The organism is Flectobacillus sp. (assembly GCF_049240685.1).
In the GTDB taxonomy this organism is placed as follows: Bacteria; Bacteroidota; Bacteroidia; order Cytophagales; family Spirosomataceae; genus Flectobacillus.
Genome location: NZ_JBMLSD010000029.1, coordinates 1 through 17,957 on the forward strand (window position 1 = coordinate 1; position 17,957 = coordinate 17,957).

General features: G+C 37.0%; 15 protein-coding genes. 13 read left to right on the top strand and 2 right to left on the bottom strand.

What is annotated here, in order from left to right:
• Positions 1-387: 387 nt before the first annotated feature.
• Both ACOVQ4_RS01465 and ACOVQ4_RS01470 read right to left on the bottom strand, forming a co-directional pair.
• Positions 388-1,686, bottom strand: a complete 1,299-nt coding sequence (locus ACOVQ4_RS01465; protein WP_421818890.1) for a hypothetical protein — start codon at positions 1,684-1,686, stop codon at positions 388-390.
• Positions 1,676-2,281, bottom strand: coding sequence for an RNA polymerase sigma factor (locus tag ACOVQ4_RS01470; RefSeq protein WP_421818891.1), 606 nt, complete (start codon positions 2,279-2,281; stop codon positions 1,676-1,678). Before ACOVQ4_RS01470 ends, ACOVQ4_RS01465 begins: the two co-directional genes overlap by 11 nt.
• A gap of 436 nt (positions 2,282-2,717) precedes the next feature.
• On the opposite strand from ACOVQ4_RS01470, the gene ACOVQ4_RS01475 reads away from it, so the two are divergent.
• The 13 genes from ACOVQ4_RS01475 (at position 2,718) to ACOVQ4_RS01535 (ending at position 17,938) form a co-directional block, all read left to right on the top strand.
• Complete coding sequence (locus tag ACOVQ4_RS01475) at positions 2,718-3,401, top strand: hypothetical protein (RefSeq protein WP_421818892.1); 684 nt, start codon at positions 2,718-2,720, stop codon at positions 3,399-3,401.
• 28 nt (positions 3,402-3,429) lie between these two features.
• On the top strand, positions 3,430-4,230 hold the full coding sequence (locus tag ACOVQ4_RS01480) for a hypothetical protein (RefSeq protein WP_421818893.1): 801 nt from the start codon (positions 3,430-3,432) through the stop codon (positions 4,228-4,230).
• A 474-nt stretch (positions 4,231-4,704) separates the two neighbouring features.
• Positions 4,705-6,150 (top strand): S41 family peptidase, encoded by a 1,446-nt coding sequence (locus tag ACOVQ4_RS01485; RefSeq protein WP_421818894.1) that lies wholly within the window; start codon positions 4,705-4,707, stop codon positions 6,148-6,150.
• A gap of 2 nt (positions 6,151-6,152) precedes the next feature.
• A complete protein-coding gene (locus ACOVQ4_RS01490; protein WP_421818895.1) occupies positions 6,153-6,404 on the top strand; it encodes a hypothetical protein in 252 nt (83 codons plus the stop codon).
• Between the two features lie 454 nt (positions 6,405-6,858).
• Positions 6,859-7,344 (top strand): Rieske (2Fe-2S) protein, encoded by a 486-nt coding sequence (locus ACOVQ4_RS01495; protein WP_421818896.1) that lies wholly within the window; start codon positions 6,859-6,861, stop codon positions 7,342-7,344.
• 373 nt (positions 7,345-7,717) lie between these two features.
• Positions 7,718-8,131, top strand: a complete 414-nt coding sequence (locus ACOVQ4_RS01500) for a Rieske 2Fe-2S domain-containing protein (protein ID WP_421818897.1) — start codon at positions 7,718-7,720, stop codon at positions 8,129-8,131.
• Positions 8,132-8,197: 66 nt separating this feature from the next.
• Entirely contained in the window at positions 8,198-8,635 is a 438-nt protein-coding gene (locus tag ACOVQ4_RS01505; RefSeq protein WP_421818898.1) for a thioredoxin family protein, read from the top strand.
• Position 8,636: 1 nt separating this feature from the next.
• Entirely contained in the window at positions 8,637-9,575 is a 939-nt protein-coding gene (locus ACOVQ4_RS01510) for an FAD:protein FMN transferase (RefSeq protein WP_421818899.1), read from the top strand.
• Positions 9,576-9,849: 274 nt separating this feature from the next.
• Positions 9,850-10,080, top strand: a complete 231-nt coding sequence (locus ACOVQ4_RS01515) for a DUF4266 domain-containing protein (protein ID WP_421818900.1) — start codon at positions 9,850-9,852, stop codon at positions 10,078-10,080.
• Positions 10,022-10,546, top strand: coding sequence for a protein-disulfide reductase DsbD domain-containing protein (locus tag ACOVQ4_RS01520; protein ID WP_421818901.1), 525 nt, complete (start codon positions 10,022-10,024; stop codon positions 10,544-10,546). Before ACOVQ4_RS01515 ends, ACOVQ4_RS01520 begins: the two co-directional genes overlap by 59 nt.
• A 12-nt stretch (positions 10,547-10,558) precedes the next feature.
• Positions 10,559-11,788 (top strand): DUF3570 domain-containing protein, encoded by a 1,230-nt coding sequence (locus ACOVQ4_RS01525; protein ID WP_421818902.1) that lies wholly within the window; start codon positions 10,559-10,561, stop codon positions 11,786-11,788.
• Positions 11,789-12,165: 377 nt separating this feature from the next.
• Entirely contained in the window at positions 12,166-12,891 is a 726-nt protein-coding gene (locus tag ACOVQ4_RS01530) for a hypothetical protein (RefSeq protein WP_421818903.1), read from the top strand.
• A 106-nt stretch (positions 12,892-12,997) separates the two neighbouring features.
• Complete coding sequence (locus tag ACOVQ4_RS01535) at positions 12,998-17,938, top strand: translocation/assembly module TamB domain-containing protein (protein ID WP_421818904.1); 4,941 nt, start codon at positions 12,998-13,000, stop codon at positions 17,936-17,938.
• Positions 17,939-17,957 lie beyond the last annotated feature (19 nt).

Consider the following 17,957-nt stretch of genomic DNA (forward strand, 5'->3'; position numbering starts at 1 on the left):
TAAGTTAGTAAGCAAAATAAAATTTATTTTTTGAGCTTAGGGCTTTCAGCTTTGGGCATTCGGCAAAAAAGCTATCGTTACTAAAAACAATTTAACACTCTTTGCCTTGTGCCTGTTGCCTTGTGCCTAATTACTTATCAACATGAGTCATCCCGAATTTTTAAGATTGGGATTGTTCTCCAAGTTTTTACAAAAAAAGCGGTCGAAAAATATTTTTTCGACCGCTTTTTTTGATGCTGTTATGCCAGGTATTCACTCAATCTCAACTCACTCGATTCGGAATGACTCATGTTCTTTTGATTCTCATAGTAAAGTAACAAAAAAGCCTGCCATCTCGAAAAGGACGACAGGCTTTAGCCTCTATCTAAAATTCAAAATGATTCTTTTTTAAAATGTATAATTTAACTTTAGCTCGCCCCCAAAGCCGTAATCTTTGCGATAACTTACCTTCTTTTGTTCAAATGTGTAAGAAGGAGAAACTTGTATAGAAAAATTATTAAAGCGTTTTTCCATACCCAGCGATACCATATAATTATTAAACAACTTTGTTTCGATGGACGAATTAATGTTGTTGAGCATTTGCTCGGTATTTTTATCCTTAAAGCTAAAATTAACCCTTCTCGTTCCAGAAATATCCAAGTCTGTGCCTACTTTTCCTAAAACATAGAAATCTCCTTTTAGAGGAAAATAATACCCAATTCGAAGAGGGACTTGCACAATAGTACTTTGCTCTTCAATATTTTTGATTTGTGCTCCGAATGGAATCTTCGGTGCAAAATTAACCCTGAAGTCAAAGTCATTTCTTTTTCTAAAAAGCTCATCATTGGGATATTTTTGTAAAGCCAATTGCGAATACTGAATCCCCGCAGAGATACTCAACCTTTTGTCCAAAAACAGCTCGACATGAGCGCCAACACCAAATTGAGCATTCGAGACTACGCCACCTACCCCTGCTCTTACATAGGCATCGGCCAATGAAAAACGCATTCGTTGTGGTCCTTGAATCGTATCCTCTGGCTCGTAGTAACTAAAGTTAGTTTTAGTTATTTGAGCTTTGGTATCTGTCGAATCCAACCTCCACACTTTAGCTTTCAATATTCTCCAGTCTGGAATTGCGATATTTTTTATGATTGACTCTTCAGATTCATCCGTATTTTTTGTAATCCAATTTCCTTGATTATCTCGTTCTATTCGTCCTGTTGCTGCTTGTCCTTTAGATAAAGAATTCTGATGAGCTACATTCCAATCGCCCGAGCTAAAATCAGCTTCATCTGACTGATGCCTATCTATCATCAATCGTTGAACAGAAGCTTTCAATTGTTTTTCTTGGATTTGGCTAGTACCCAAGGCAAGTGCCAGCTCTGTATTCTTTTGTTCTTGATGTTCTAACTGCTGAGTTAGCATTTCTTTTTCAAGCAAAAGACTATCTCTTGTTTCTGTAACTGAAAGTAATTGTTGCTGTAAATCTTTTTTTGCATAGTATTGGGTTAAGGTGGTAAAAAGTAGACTCACAATGGTGATACTTGCGGCCATATACATGACTTGCTTGCTCATAAGCACTTTCCAGTAGGGCACTTGATGAGCTTGGGCGAAAGCCTGGAATTTGTCCCAATCTTCCTCCTGAAATGTGGGTTGAATACTATCAAGCTTTTTCTTGATAGAATCATCAAATTGATCAGTTTTCATAAAAATTATTCGTTAATCCCACTGAAAATAAGTGCGGATAATGTGTTCGAATCATATCTTGAAGCTTTAAGCGAGCTTTCATAAAATTTGAACGTGAGGTACCTTCGTTAATCCCCAACATTTCGGCAATTTCGCGATGGTTATACCCATCTACTACATGCATCATAAAAACCGTTCGATAGGAAGTGGGTAGTTTTTGGACAAGTGCCAAAATATCCTCAGCAGCCATCTTGTCGATAACATTTTCGTCATAAACAGGCATCGTAACATGTTCAACTTCAAGGCTGTACAAATTCTTTTCTCGTTTGTGATAATAATTAATACAAGTATTGACGAGAATCGTACGAAACCAAGCCTTAAAAGACTGAATATTCTCATAACGATGGATATTCTGAAATACCTTCATAAAGCCATCATTAAGTATTTCCTCTGCATCTTCCTGATTAGAGGCATACCTTTGACAGATATTTTTGGCATAGCTAAAATAACTCTTGAATAACACCTTTTGAGCCTCGGGATTTTGATCTCGGCAGGCTCTCAAGACGCTTTCAATGTCATCTTTGTCAAAGTCGGTATTTTTTTTCCTGAAAAACAAAGGCTTACGTGTTTTATAAAGCTAAGTTAAACATTTGCACAGACTATATGCTATTTTTCTTTTTTTGTAAAAAAGAATTGATAATGTTGAATATGAAATTACTTAGATAAGAATTCTAGATTATTTTCTAAGAAAACTACCGAGAAACTATTTCAAATCAGCAATTCGCCTCCACAAAATACTTCTACTAAATTTCCAATTTATAAATTAAAACAGATATATACACTCCTATTCTCCCTAATTAAGTGTTACTCTATTTTACCTGACTGCATAACGTAGATTTTCGTTGCCTGAAAAAAAAAAAAAATTTAGGCAACGTTTTGTCGACTCAATAGAGTCATACTTATTGAATTCAAATCAATAACATATTGAGAATGAGTAATCTCAATATTTCGTATGAATCTGTAGAACAAGAACCATTTAGTATATACATTTTATGAAAAAAGTAAGAATCCTTGTAGTTATGAGCCTGCTATTATTAGTATCGGGCAAAAAAATTATCGCACAACAAACGGTCGCATTAAAAGACTCGAACAAAACCGAATACATACTAAAAGGTCTTAAACCTGTAAAAATAAAGCAGGTTGGAATTTATGTTGCTCCCGAAACACAAATAAGCTATTTGGATGGGCATGTTCGTCCGCTATTTGGAGGGTCGGCCATGGTGTTATTTAATCAAAGGTTAGCAATCGGATTGGGGGGATATAGTACTGGATATGGATATCGCAATAGTAACGATATCAATTTTAGATATGGCGGAGTTAAAGTAGAATATACCTTCACTCCCAGCAAACGTTTCCATTTTAGTGTACCCGTATTAATTGGAATGGGCACAACCAACAACCGTTATGATACCGACTACCAAGGGCCACGAGGTTGGGGAGGGTCTTATCGAAACAACATAGGAGAGCGCTTTTTTGTAGCTCAAGGCGGTATCAATGTAGAGGGTAACCTATTCAAATATGCCAAAGTTTTTGTGGGTGCAAGCTATCGTTTTGCGGATGTCAACAATCGCCGCTCAACTAGTTCATTAGATTACAATCAGATAGGCGGACCTTCGGTAAATATTGGCTTAAAATTAGGTCTGTTTGATCATTCTCTCCAAAAGAAAGGCAAGTAACGTATAATGAAAAAAGTTCAAAAATAGTATGAGAATCTTGGTCATTGGGGGGCATCAAGTCTTTGGATATGGTGTCTCTGCATCTAGAGGATTTGTCGATGTACTTACCGAGAGTGTAAGTACACTCGACCATGAGCAGGTGGTTGTAGATACCTTGGTGCATTTTTCAATGGAAAAAACCATCGAGGCGCTCATAGGTCTTGGAAGCTATATATCAAATTATCACTTAGTGATTATTCAGAGTGGACTGGATGAATTGGATGGCGAACGCCCTTTGGGTCAACTTATAAAAGATAATTACAATACGTTTAATCATCAGGTAGACAGCGATGAGTCGTATCGGAAGAAAATTATTGTTCCATCCAATTTGGCATTAATGAGAGAATTGTATCGACCAAATGCCATTATGAAGCAACGTTTTCTGAAAACCCCTTGTCTTCCATATATCAAAAGAATGCTATTAAAAAACATAGCGAGTTCGGGAAGACTTGGTGTGATTAAACATTTTGAGCGACAGCTCAAAATAATAATTCACTTACTTCAGCGCGTGAAGGAAAGAGTAATCTTACTTGGCCCACAACCAGGCTTGAACCCATGCACACAATTTTTAAGAAATCTTGGGGAGGATACTCTTAGAGATGTGTGTAAAGTACAAGGTTTTAACTGGTTTAAAACAATGGAGGTGATAGAACCACACCCCTATTTTTTCTTGGCCGACGGAAAGCACCTCAATGCTCTCGGTCACCGAGTGTTGGCTAGTCAGATACTTCGCCATTATCGCTTTGAGGTTCGTAAACATCAATATTTTTTCCAATTATGCGATAATTAAGTAGAAAGGCAAAATAAAATTATTGAGATTTCGGCATTCAGCATTCGGCAAAATAAGTCTTTGATTATTTAAAAACACTTTAAAATTATTTGCCTACTGCCTGAAAATTCAAATCCAATTTTGCACGATTACTTAAAAGGTTCATAAAAAATGGTTTCTTACAGGCTGAAATCAATGCGCAAAATGATTCATTCTTTCAGAAAAATACGTTTTGCTTTTGTGTAAAGTTTTTAGCGTTGTAAGTAAAAACATGATTTATTATGGATACCCATTAGGACTGTACGAAGGTTTTGAAACTACTGTAGATTTGGGTTTTCGGAAAAATTAAAAGCGTCTTACTCTTTTGTTAAATGTAAATCAAAAGATTGGGATAAAATTCCGAAATAGGATATACGTTATCAAAGCAAATGAAATACTTCGTACACAACTAAAACCCAATCAAGCATTATGTAACTCACTAAAGAATTTAATAGTATGCAACGTTTTAACATCATCAAATCTATAATTGTATTCATCGTTAGTCTGTTAATCTTTACGGAATGTTCCAAAAACGACGATTCCGTTGTTACACCAACCAACGATACCCAACAGATTAATCAATGGATTTATGACATGATGGAGGACGCCTACTACTGGTACGACCAACTACCAGCACTCAGTACGCTTACTTTGACGGATTCTTCTGATGATTTCTTTGAAAAATTGGTATATCAACGCAGTACTATCGATAGGTTCTCGATGGTAACCGACGATGTAGATGAGCTTGAAAAAGAGTTCAATGGGGTTTCAAAAGTGTTTGGCATACGGTATATGTTAGGATACCTCGACAACACTCAAACAAACGTTGGAATTGTACTGACTCAGGTAACCGCTGGTAGCCCAGCGGCAGTTGTTGGCCTTAAAAGAGGGGATATTATTGTAAAAATCAATGGTCAAAATATCAATAGCAGTAATTTTTCGTCATTGATGGGTAACGAAACAGTTACTTTTACTTTAGGAAGTATAAGTAATGGTAATATAATAGCTACCACAAATACAGTATCTGTAACAAAAGCAGAAGTTACCGAAAATCCTATTGCCTTTTATAGCATTATTCAAAAACCCTCAGCAGGGAAAACAATTGGCTATTTGGTTTATAATCAATTTGTTCCAGGATTAGACACTGGTGATACCTTAAAATATGATAATCAGTTACGCAGTATATTTGCCGATTTCAAATCAGCAGGAGTAAACGAACTTGTAGTCGATTTAAGATTTAATCCCGGAGGATATATTAGCAGTGCCACAACCTTGGCATCTCTGATTGTCAGTAATTTGAGTACTAATAAGATTTTTTTTAAAGATCAGTACAATACTAAATATCAAACATATTTTGCGAAGCAATACGGAAGCAATATATTTAACAACTATTTTACAAGTGAAAAAAATAATATCGGCAATAGTCTAAACCGTGTGTTTATATTTACATCTAACGGAACAGCCTCCTCTAGTGAGCTGGTAATAAATGGATTAAAGCCATACATGCAGGTAATTACAATTGGAGAGCATACTTACGGAAAAAATCTGTTTGGAACACTGGTAGCCGACGACCAAAAACGTTGGAAGTGGGGTATCTACATGATGCTGGGTATCACAAAAAATGCAAATGGAGAATCAGAATACGGTAACATAAACGGTATTGCACCCACCTATGCTGTAGATGACAATATTCTACCTTTACAGCCATTAGGTAACGATTATGAACCTTTGATGACTAAAGCTTTAGCAGTAATGGGCGTGGCTGTACCAAGTACCAACGCCACTCGTCAGAGCCCAAGAACTATATTGAATTACACCACCCGTGAAAATTATGCCGATAATCCGATGAGGAACGAGAAACTTATGATCAAAAACTATCTCCCCAAATTAATTAACAAATAATTATGAATTTAACCGAAAGCAGGACCATTTACACGGTCAAAACCCCACAAAGACCTCATTATGAGGAAATTGTGCAAAAGCTTTCTCAGTGTTGTTTTTGGTGCAAACAAACACTTGGATTACAGCTTTTTAAAGGTTTTCAGATGGCTATCACAATTGCTAACCAAGAATTGACTTTTGAGTTGAAAGAATTATCATCAGAAAAAAATCCAACTTATTTTTTCGACTTGGTAGAACAACACCCCCTAGTTTAAAATAGCCTCAAGATTTCATCCGTAGGATTTTATGGATGAAATCTTCAAATTTTTTGCATTGCTTTTATAAGGTTTTCCTTTTTGACATTTTAAGAAAGTGGATAAAATTAAAATAACTTTACTCGCATTCAGCTCTAGGCTTTATGCTGTAGCCTTACAGCTTTGGGCATTCGGCAAAAACGTATCTAGTGTTACTAAAAATTGCCTTGTGCCTGTTGCCTAAAACAAAAAACTTAAATCTAATTCTGCACTAATAAGTAGGAAAACGTTAGTAGCTAATAGTATATTGGTCACACGAAGACACTCATAATCAAATGGTTATAGTCAATTTTCACCTCAGATTTACTATTAATTTAATCTTTCCTACTACTTAAAAAATACAATTAGATAGTCTTTGAACCTACTTGCTTTCCATTTTATACTAACCATATTATTTAACACAATCTTTCATCCAATGACACGTTATGAATTCCTAAAATCGATGGGCTTTCAGGGAGGCGCATTAATGGCATTGCTTGCTTCATGCCAAACCAACAACGACCCTACTCCATCTTCGAGCACTAGCTCGTCGTCGAGCAGTAGTTCTTCTAGTTCGGGGAGTACCTCTGGTTCAACATCTGGATCGGCCACATCAAGTTCTACTGTTTTGGCCTCTATTGACCTAACAGCTACAGCTTATGCAGCTTTAAAAAATAGTGGTGGATATGTAATCGTGAATAGCATAGTAGTGGCTCGCACAGCTCAAAATACGTATGTAGCAGCTACTCAAACGTGTAGCCACGAACCCAAGAAAAAGGTAACATTCGTAAATGGTGAATTTTTCTGCTCTGAACACGGAGCCAGATATAGCACTACAGGCGTCGGACTCAATAGCTATGGTGCCAAGGGTTTAACAGTATATACTGTGACCGTTAATGGAAATACCTTAGAAATTTCATAGGTTTCGACACTAGACTTAGGGTGGAAAATTCAATCACATTTTATAGCTTTTGGCTTTGAGCGATATCAGATTTAAGTTTTTTATTTTAGACATAAGGCAACAGGCAAAGAGTGTTAGATTTCATAAAAAATAAAATTTAGCACTCTTTACCTAACGCATACGGCTTACAGCCTAGAGGTACTTACATTTTATTTTTGAGCTTCGGGCATTCGGCAAAACATATCTATCGTTACTAAAAAAACATTTTAACACTATTTGCCTTGTGCCTGTGGCCTTGTCCCTAAAACACAAAACTTAAATCTGATTTTGCACAATTACTTAAGAATCAAAATTTATACTCTTATTTCAGTCCATTTACTAACCATTTTAAACAATGACACGATACGAATTTCTAAAAAAAGCAGGATTTGGCGGAGCAGCCCTTATGACTTTATTAACTGCCTGTAGCAAAAGCTCTGATTTGTCCCCTATCACGACACCCGGAAGTGTAGATTTCACACTCGACCTGACAGCAAGCTCCAATGCCGCACTAAAAACAAATGGCGGGTACGTCATTAGCAATAATGTTGTGGTTGCACGTACTTCTCAAGGTACTTATGTGGCAGGTTCGCATATTTGTACGCACGAAGCCAGAACAAAAGTAGTCTTTCTTAATAACGAATTTTATTGTACAGAACATGGCGCACGCTTTAGCACTACAGGTTCTGGGCTTAATAGTTATGGCAGTGCAGGATTAAGTGTGTACAAAACAGAACTTTCTGGGAACTCTTTACGTATTTATTCATAGAAAGTTAAAAAAGTATCAACTTCGATGGTTGGATACGGTACAAAATCATCTAAAAATTAGGCTAATATGAAAATGATCAGTGCTTTAGTTATCTCATTTCTGCTAAGCTTTGCCTCAGAATGGAAAACAGATTTTGCCTCTGCCAAACAAGAGGCAACGCAATCACACAAATACATTCTTCTCAATTTTTCAGGTTCTGACTGGTGTGTGCCTTGTATCAGAATGAAAAAAGATGTTTTCGAAACTAATCTTTTTCAAAATTTTGCTAATGAAAAGTTAGTATTGGTTCGCGCGGATTTTCCTCGATTATCAAAAAATAAACTTAGTGCTCAGCAAACAGAGCACAACGAAGCACTAGCCGAAAAGTACAACCCCGAAGGAAAATTCCCTTTTACCTTATTGATTGATTCCAATGGTAAAGTAATAAAGGCTTGGGATGGATATACCAATACCTCGCCCGAAGATTTTATTGCTCAAATTAATAAGATTACGAATGCTCAATAATATGAGAACGACACAGGTTGAAGTATACAAGCAAGGGCATCGTTTGATGGGTAACTATTTTGAAATTAGCGTGGTCGACGACGACGCCAACCGCGCTAATCATTGTATTGACAAGGCTGTTGAAGAAATCAGACGAATCGAAAGACTTTTGACCACCTTTAACGACCAAAGCCAAACCAATCGCATCAACGCCATGGCAGGAATAGCTCCTGTTGTAGTCGACCAAGAGGTTTTTGATTTGATTGTTCGTGCTCAACGTATATCTGATATCACACAAGGAGCCTTTGATATTACCTACGGCTCCATTGATAAAAGTTTATGGAATTTTGACACAAACATGAAATCTCTACCGAGCAAAGAAGTAGCGCTTGAATCTGTGCGTTTGATTAATTACAAAAATGTAATCCTTGACCCATCAAAGCATAGTGTGTTTTTGAAAGAAAAAGGAATGCGTATCGGTTTTGGCGGTATTGGTAAAGGATTTGCAGCCGAAAAAGCCAAACAGTTACTGAAATCTCTGGGTGTACAAAGTGGGATTGTTAATGCAGCTGGCGACCTCACAACTTGGGGAAACCAGCCTAATGGTAACCCATGGACCGTTGGTATTGCCAATCCGCAAGCCGACGAAGGTCCATTTTCGTATTTATCCATTAGCGATGTGGCAGTAGCTACCTCTGGCAACTATGAAAAGTATGTTATGATTGATGGAAAAAAATACTCTCATACCATTGACCCCAAAACAGGCTTGCCCGTATCAGGTATTCAAAGTGTGACAATCATCAGTCCAAACGCCGAACTGTCAGACGCTATGGCTACCCCAATTATGGTTATGGGCATACGTGTTGGACTCGATTTAATCAATCAGATGCGACAAATTGCTTGTATTATTATTGATGACCAAAACAAAATTTATACCTCACAAAATATTAACATTAAATAATGGTATAGGCTCGAAAATTGATAATTATTTATTCGTAAGTCATCGTGCAGCATTAGATTTAAGATTTTAAGCTGTAAGCTAAAGGAAAAAAGAAGTTTTTTATGAAATAATAAAGACCTTTTGCCGAATGCCCAAAGCTGAAAGCCGTAAGCTCAAAAATTAAATTTTATTTTGTGTGATAACTTAAAATAAAAGCTTGTCCGTTTTACAATTTTCAACTTTTCGCCCATTGCCAAAGTTTCTGTTGATATTTTTAAACAAATCAACTCTCAGTATGAAACTAACTCGTGGTAATTTAAAAGTAGCAGCATGGCTGTTGATAGGTAGTTTGGCAACAAGTGCTTGCCAAACAGTAAAGCCTTACCAAAAGGCATATATCAATGATTCTGACATGGAATTGAGTTCTCGTAAGGTAGTCAAATTTGAACAAAACTTTCAACTTTATCGTGAAGGTGCCTCAGGCGCCAACGGAGGTAAAACTGGCGGTGGCTGTGGATGTAACTAAGATGTGCCATTTCTCAAAAATACTATTGCTCGTCTTTGGGATTGTATCACTACCTGTAAGTGCGCAAACCAAACGGGCTAAGTTTTCGGTATCCACCACAAAAAAATATCCCCAAAAAGGTGAAATTATCCAACTAGTCCTCGAGGCACAGATATTTCCTCAGTGGAAACTTTATGCCAGTGAACGCCAAGTGATACCTGGGCCCAAATCTGCCTATTTGTCTATTCAACCACAAGCTGGTTTTAGGCTGGTAGGCGGGCTAGTTTCGGTGAATCCACAAAAATCTTGGGATTCTTTTTGGAAAGGACAAGTAGTGTATTTTGAGAAAAAAGCACGATTTACACAAGCAGTTCAAATTCTTCATTCAGATACGCAATTAACAGGCAAAATCATTTACCAAATGTGTAATACCAACAATAGTGCTTGCGTGCAATACCAAGACTCCTTTCTGGTTCGGTTACACTAAATACGTTAACACATGAAAAAGCTTACGCTGGCAATAGGTTTATATATGGGTGTACTTAGTGCATCCGCTCAAAAAACAAGCGATACAAGTAATTACCAAAGTAGAAAATTAAAAGTCGAAGAAATAAACATCGTTTCAAGTTATTACCATCAAGATGGAAATAACTCGGCGGTGACGGGTGGCCTTGGTACCGAAAAACTTACAGACTTTGGCAATACCTTCGATATTCGTTTTTCGAAATGGGATAGCAAATCTCGCCAACATTTCTTTACTTTCGAATTGGGCGTAGATGCCTACTCTTCGGCCTCCTCTGATAAAATTGACCCCTATACGGTTTCATCAGCTTCGATGACCGATCAACGTATTTATCCTTCTTTATCTTGGAGTGTAAATAATGCTAAAAAAGGTACAACCTTTGGTGCGGTTGCCTCCTATTCTACCGAATATGATTATAAATCTTATGGTACAGGATTAAACTTTTCTAAAACTTCAAAAGATGGTAACCGTGAGTTTAGTGCTAAAGTAAATGCGTTCTTCGATACTTGGAAAGTTATTTTACCATCCGAACTTCGAACGATATATCGTGCCGATGGAACATTTTACTTCTACGGCTCGGGTGGCGAAAATGACCCCTATCCTGTAGATCACAAACCACGTAACTCTTACAGTTCATCGTTCTCGTTGGCGCAGGTTGTCAACAAAAGAATGCAAGTATTGTTAACAATTGACCCAGCCTACCAAGCAGGTTTGTTGGCTACAAAATACCAACGTGTATATTTTACAGATGGAACTGTTAAATCTGAGGAGTTGCCTGATACTCGTTTCAAACTACCCATCGGGGCTCGCTTGAATTACTTTGCTGGTAATAAAGTTGTTATTCGTACATTCTATCGTTATTATCAGGATAACTGGGGTATAAAAGCCCATACATTTGAGCTTGAAACTCCTATAAAAATGACGCCTTTCTTGACCCTAAGTCCATATTATCGTTATTATACGCAAACGGCGGCAGACTACTTTGCGACTTATGGAGCCCACAAGTTGAGTGACCAGTATTATACCAGTGATTATGATTTATCAAAACTCAATAGTAATATGGTAGGAACAGGCATTAGGATTATGCCACCCAATGGGGTATTCGGTATTCAAAGCTGGGCTTCATTAGAGTTACGTTATGGTCATTATATGCGTTCTAATGGCCTAAATTCTGATGTTATCACTCTTTATGCCAAATTCAAATAAGCTTAAATTTGTTTGCTTTAAGCTATAGGTAGTGAGCTTTGGACAAAAGCCCATTCTGAAACCCTTTGCCTGTTGCCTAGCGCAAGCAATTTTGCACTCAAACTTAAGAGCGAATAGGTCTTATAATTAGTACTATTCAGGTTAGGATTTTTTCAAGAAAATTCTAACCTGAATTTTTATTTTGAACCTTACACTCAATTTCTTGTCTAAGAGTAAGGTATTTTATAGTGACATTTAAAATATTGTACCGTAAAATTTGTTATATAACTGTATATTCTCGATTTTTGATCAGGTTTCTGTCTAGCTATTGAAGAAATCTTATCAAATAAATTAGAAGATATATACCGCATTTACAGACATATTAAACAATCCGTTTTATGAAAAAAATTAGCTTTATTTTTGGACTACTTTTTGCACTTATTCTACAGGTCCAAGCTCAAACTGCAGATGAAATTTTTGATAGATACTACAGCGCCACTGGAGGTGCTGAATTGTGGAAGGGAGTCGATAGCTTTGTGATAAATCAGGCTTTTGTTGCTAACGCACCCACAGATTTTACTCAAGAAATCAAAGTTTCGGTGACGGGTCAGGGTATTCTAAAAACAAAGACCATCCTTAAAAGAAACTTTATCTACGGAGCAAACCCTACTGAGGCGTATTTTAGAGTACCTACTGGAAGCCTTGATAAAAACGTAGTTTATGAAACAAAGGATTTGAGTGATAAGGACAAAAACAATCTCAAACGAGAAATGAATGATGTTCTGCTTCCATTTATCAATTACACTAAAAAAGGTTATATTGCAACCTACGTAGGCTTGAAAGCTGATAATGGTAAGCCTGTACATCAAATTGAATTATCTGGCAAGGATGTAAAATACAACTTGTTCTTTGACGCTACCACGTATCTTCTGACAAAAATGAAAACAAATTTGGCATCAGGAGAAGAGATTACTCAGGAGTTTACCACATATACCAAATCTCCTTACGGAATTAGTTATCCTAGTGCGTCTACTTATTTTAGCACCATCGAAAAAAGAAATACTAAAGTAACTACCACTGTTACTTTCAATGATAAAATTGAAGCTAGCGTGTTCAAAAAATAAGTTGTAAAGTAGTACAACACATTCGCTTTTTGACTGAGCATTATGAGTAGTTCTTTTATGATTTTGAGTCATAAAATACTACTCATAATGTTTTTTACCCTACTCTATGAAATCATATATCCGCATAATACTATTTACTATTGCTATCCTTCTCCTATTTGTTATAGGAACAGTTGTGTATTTACAATCACCCAGCGGACAAACTCTTGTAACAAAGGAAGTTACCAAATTCTTAGAAAATAAGTTTGGCTCAAAAGTAACGGCCAAACGTATTGCATACCACATTCCCGATTGGATTGAACTTGACGAAGTATTTGTTGCTGATAATCAAAAAGATACCCTCGTCGCAGCTCAAAAGCTATATGTGGATATAGATATGTTTGCTTTGCTCAAAAGCAAAGTATCCATTAATAAAATCGAACTAGAGGGAATTCGTGCAAAAATCAAAAGAACCTTACCCGACACCACTTTCAATTTTAACCATATTGTCAAGGCATTTGCTTCGCCCAACGATACACCCGCAAAAACGGATACCACTACCAGTAATTTATTGATGAATATTGGCAAGGTGAGCCTAAACGATATTCATGTTACTTATCAAGACCATGTGATTGGAACTGATGCCGATGTAGCATTTCAATCTTTTGAAACTTCTTTCAAAAAAATTGACCTTAATTCATCAACCTACCAGTTGGCCAATGCCAAACTTAAAGGCGCAAATTTTGAAGTAAAAACCTATCAAGCTTTGAAAGTTTCGCCGCCTGATACTAATGCTAGCCCTGTAAACTTTAGTTTCGAAAAAATCAATCTCGACGATATTGTATATGATTTTACCAACCAAGTTGGAGGTCTTTCTGCTAAAGGTCGTATAGCCAAAGCAAGTGCTGAAGCAGATCAGTTTTCGATGATAGATCAAATCGTTCATTTCAAAACTTTTTATTTGGATAACTCCTCCGTTAAGGTAGGTATTAAACCTGTGCCCAAATCTCAAAAAACAGTTGATTCTCCAACAACTACGAGCAAAACTCCTGAAAAAGGATGGACATTTGGCGTTCAGAAAATTTTGATGAAGAACAATACCATTGCTTATGATGATTTTGGGAAACCACGTCAAAGCAAAGGCCTTGACCCTGCCCATATTGGAATTACACCATTTGATATCGACGCCGAAAGAATTCAATATTCTCCCAAGGGAGTTACAGGTTGGCTTCAAAATCTTTCGATGAAAGAGAAAAGCGGTTTTGTTTTACAAAAATTCCAAACTGATTTTGCCTATACCGATAAAAAAGCATTTCTTAAAAAACTTACGATTCAAACGCCAAGGAGTGTAATCCGCGATGAGCTAAGTCTGAGCTACAGCTCGCTCGAGCAATTGAGCAAAAATATGGGAGCTACCCGAGTTTTGGTAAATCTTAAGAATAGTAAGCTAGCCTTTTCGGATATTCTTTTGCTGGCACCGCAGTTGGCACAAACACCACCTTTGGCTGGCAATACCCAAGAAGTATTGCGTTTTGAGGGAAAAGCAACAGGGACTGTAAATAATTTGAGTATTGCAGGATTGTCTATCCAAGGATTTGACCATAGCAAAATCTTATTGCATGGTAATATTATGGGCTTACCTTCTGTAGACAAAGCGCAGGTAAAAGTTGGGATTGATGAGGTGTCGCTTACCAAAAGTGATATCCAGAAAATCGTACCGAAGGAAATGCTTCCTCCTGACATAGAACTACCAGAAAAAGTATCGCTTCGAGGTGCTATCGATGGAAAAGTCAATAATTTGAACATCAATACGCAAATTGTTTCAAACTTAGGAAAAGCTCAATTTAAAGGAACATTAGTTAATATAACGATTCCGAACAAACAACAATATGATGGGCAACTAGCACTTGAAGAGTTTGACTTAGGCAAACTTCTTAAGCAGCCTGAGCAATATGGTCAAATGACCTTAGTAACAGATTTTCATGGAAAAGGTACCAATCCTAAAACGATGGATGCCGAAATAAAGGGAAAAATCGAGCAAGCTGTGATTAAAGGTTACAACTACAAAGACCTACAATTTAGTACGACGATTCGTAATCAAGAAGCTCAAATTAGTGCTCTTTTTGAAGACCCTAATGCTAATTTCAACCTACAAGCAAAGGCCAATCTTGCCAGCGAATACCCGGCAATTCAAGGTACTTTAGCCATCAAACAGCTCAAACTCAAGAACCTTCATCTTTACCCCGATGATATTGCTGTCAGAGGACAAGTAAAAATAAATTTGACCAATACTAATCCTGCCAAACTCAATGGAAGTGTCACGATTGATGAAGCCGTAGTTACACAAGACGGTAAACCAATCCCACTGGATGATATCAAAATTTTGGCACAAAACAATGATGCTAAAAATAGCTTTAGCATCCAATCGCCATTCTTGACGGCTCAAATGTTTGGGCAGTTCAATTACGTTCAGTTAGCTGATATTATCATTTCAGACATTAACCGCCATTTTAGAATCCCGAACCAGAATCCCAAATCTATCAACGAGCCTTACGATGTTACTATCAAACTTAAGGCAGTTGGGCATCCAGCCATTAAGGCCTTTGTCCCAAGTTTGACAAGACTTGATTCTACAAGCTTTAATGCTAAATTGAGCAACGAAGCAGGACATACCATGCAATTGGATATTGCTGTTCCGTTTGTTGAATACGACACTATCCGTATTCATCAAATTGCTTTCAATATGGTATCGGATTCCAATAAAATTACTTATCAGACAAGCTTAGACAAGTTAAGCTTTAATGCTTTCCAAATGCTTAAAACTAAACTTGATGGTCAAGTCAACGACGATTTAGCACAGTTTAACCTTGTTTTATTAGACTCTCTTCAAAAAGAACACCATCGTGTTGCTGGGCAAGTAGCTAATTTTTCAGACCAATTTCGGATAAGTTTGCTAGCAAATGGACTAAAACTAAATTATGAGCCTTGGAAAGTAGCAGAAAGTGGTTTTATACAGTACGGACAAGCGGGTTTGATTGTTAGTAATTTTGCACTTCAAAATCAAGAGCAAGTATTGCAGATTCATACCCCCGAAATGGCACCAAATGCGCCACTAGAAATACTTGCCCAAAAAATCGATTTGCATAAAATGGTCAAGCTCGTGTATCCAGATTCAAGCATTGCAGATGGAACCATAGATGGAAAAATCATTTTGGCAAACTATATGAAATCGCCGTCGTTCACGGGGGATGTTACCGTGCAGGGATTTACTTTCCAAAATACCCCCATCGGAGATTTGGTGGCACATGTATACAACGAAACTCCCGAAAAAATTTCGGTAAATACCACCTTAAAAAATGACCAAAATGATATTTCATTAATAGGAAACTATACATTAGGCGACAAAAGACCCCTCAATTTTGTACTAGATATCAGTAAACTAAGCACCAAAACTATTCAAGCATTTAGCTTTGGACAAATGCGTCGTGCCAATGGTAGTTTAAATGGAAATATTAGTATCAAGGGTTCTAACGAGCAACCAGACATTGTAGGATTTATTGGTTTTGAAAAAGTAGCTTTTGATGTCTCACAACTAGGAACTAAGCTTTTGATAGACAAACAAAAAATCTATTTTCAAAACCACGAAATGGAATTTAAAAATTTTACACTAAGTGATACCCTCAACCAGCCACTAAGAGTCAATGGTAAAATTACATTTCAAAAATTACCAGAGGTAGAATACAAATTGGGTATTTCGACCAAAAATTTTATGGTGCTCAATTCTACTCGCAAAGACAATGATTTCTTCTATGGAAAAGCTTTTATAGACGCCAATATGAATATCAGCGGCTCTACAAGTACAGCTATTGTAGAGGGTAACGTAAAGTTGATTGAGAAAAGTAGCATTTTCGTACTGATGCCCGACAACAGTGCAAGTGAAGAGGCCATCAACGATGTGGTAGTCTTTGTGGATAAAAATAAAAAAGCCCTCACCAAAGATTCTACTAATACCAATCAGACCAAGTATAATACCAGCTTTATTTCGGAGGTAAGTTTGTTATTAGAAGCCGACGAAAAATCAGAAATGACCATTATAGTTGATGAACTCAATGGCGACAATCTCAAAGTACGTGGAAAAGCTCAACTAAACGCGGGAATCAGTTCCAACGGTCAGCCTTATATTTTAGGCATGTACTCGCTTACTGAAGGTAGCTATGACTTATCTTTTGAATTGTTGAAAAAACAATTCAAAATTAAACCTGGCAGCAACATCGTTTGGATGGGCGATCCATTGAGTGGCAATATCGACATTACAGCAATCTATCAAACGATGGCCTCTCCTTCAGACTTAATGAGTTCTACCGAATCTCAATACCGTCAGAAAATGCCATTTAATGTAAATCTAAACCTGAACGGCCCAATGAAAAAATTGGAAACTTCTTTTAGTATTACCTTGAATGACAAAACGCAATTGGCTATCGACAACGACGTCAAAACCAAAATTAATGACAAATTGAAGTATCTGGCACAAACAGATATTGCCGAAAATAACAAACAGGTATTTGCTTTGTTGATTCTGAACAGATTTTTCTCCGAAAAATCTTCCGACTTTTTCTCAACAATCAATCCTGAAGCCATTGCTCGACAAAGTGTGAGCAAACTGCTTTCGGACCAACTTGAACGGTTGGCAGCCGACGTAATCAAAGGTGTGAATCTGAGTGTTAATCTTAACTCAACACAAAGTACTATTGCTGGACAATCATCTGCACGAACGGATTTGAACCTTGGACTTTCGAAGGCATTTTTCAATGATCGACTTAAGGTTGAGGTAGGTAAAAACTTTGAGTTAGAAAATACCAACGGAATCCAAAGAAACCCAACTGAAGTGTTCGATAACGTAGCCGTTAATTATAGCCTCACCGAAGATGGGAGATATAGATTTAGAGCTTTCCGTAAAAATCAATTCCAAACGGTGCTCGAAGGCTTTGTGGTAGAAACAGGCGTGAGTTTTGTCATTACCCTCGAATACCAGTCTGTAAAAGAGTTTTTCCAAAAAAACAACAAGTAATGGTGTAAATTAATGAGCC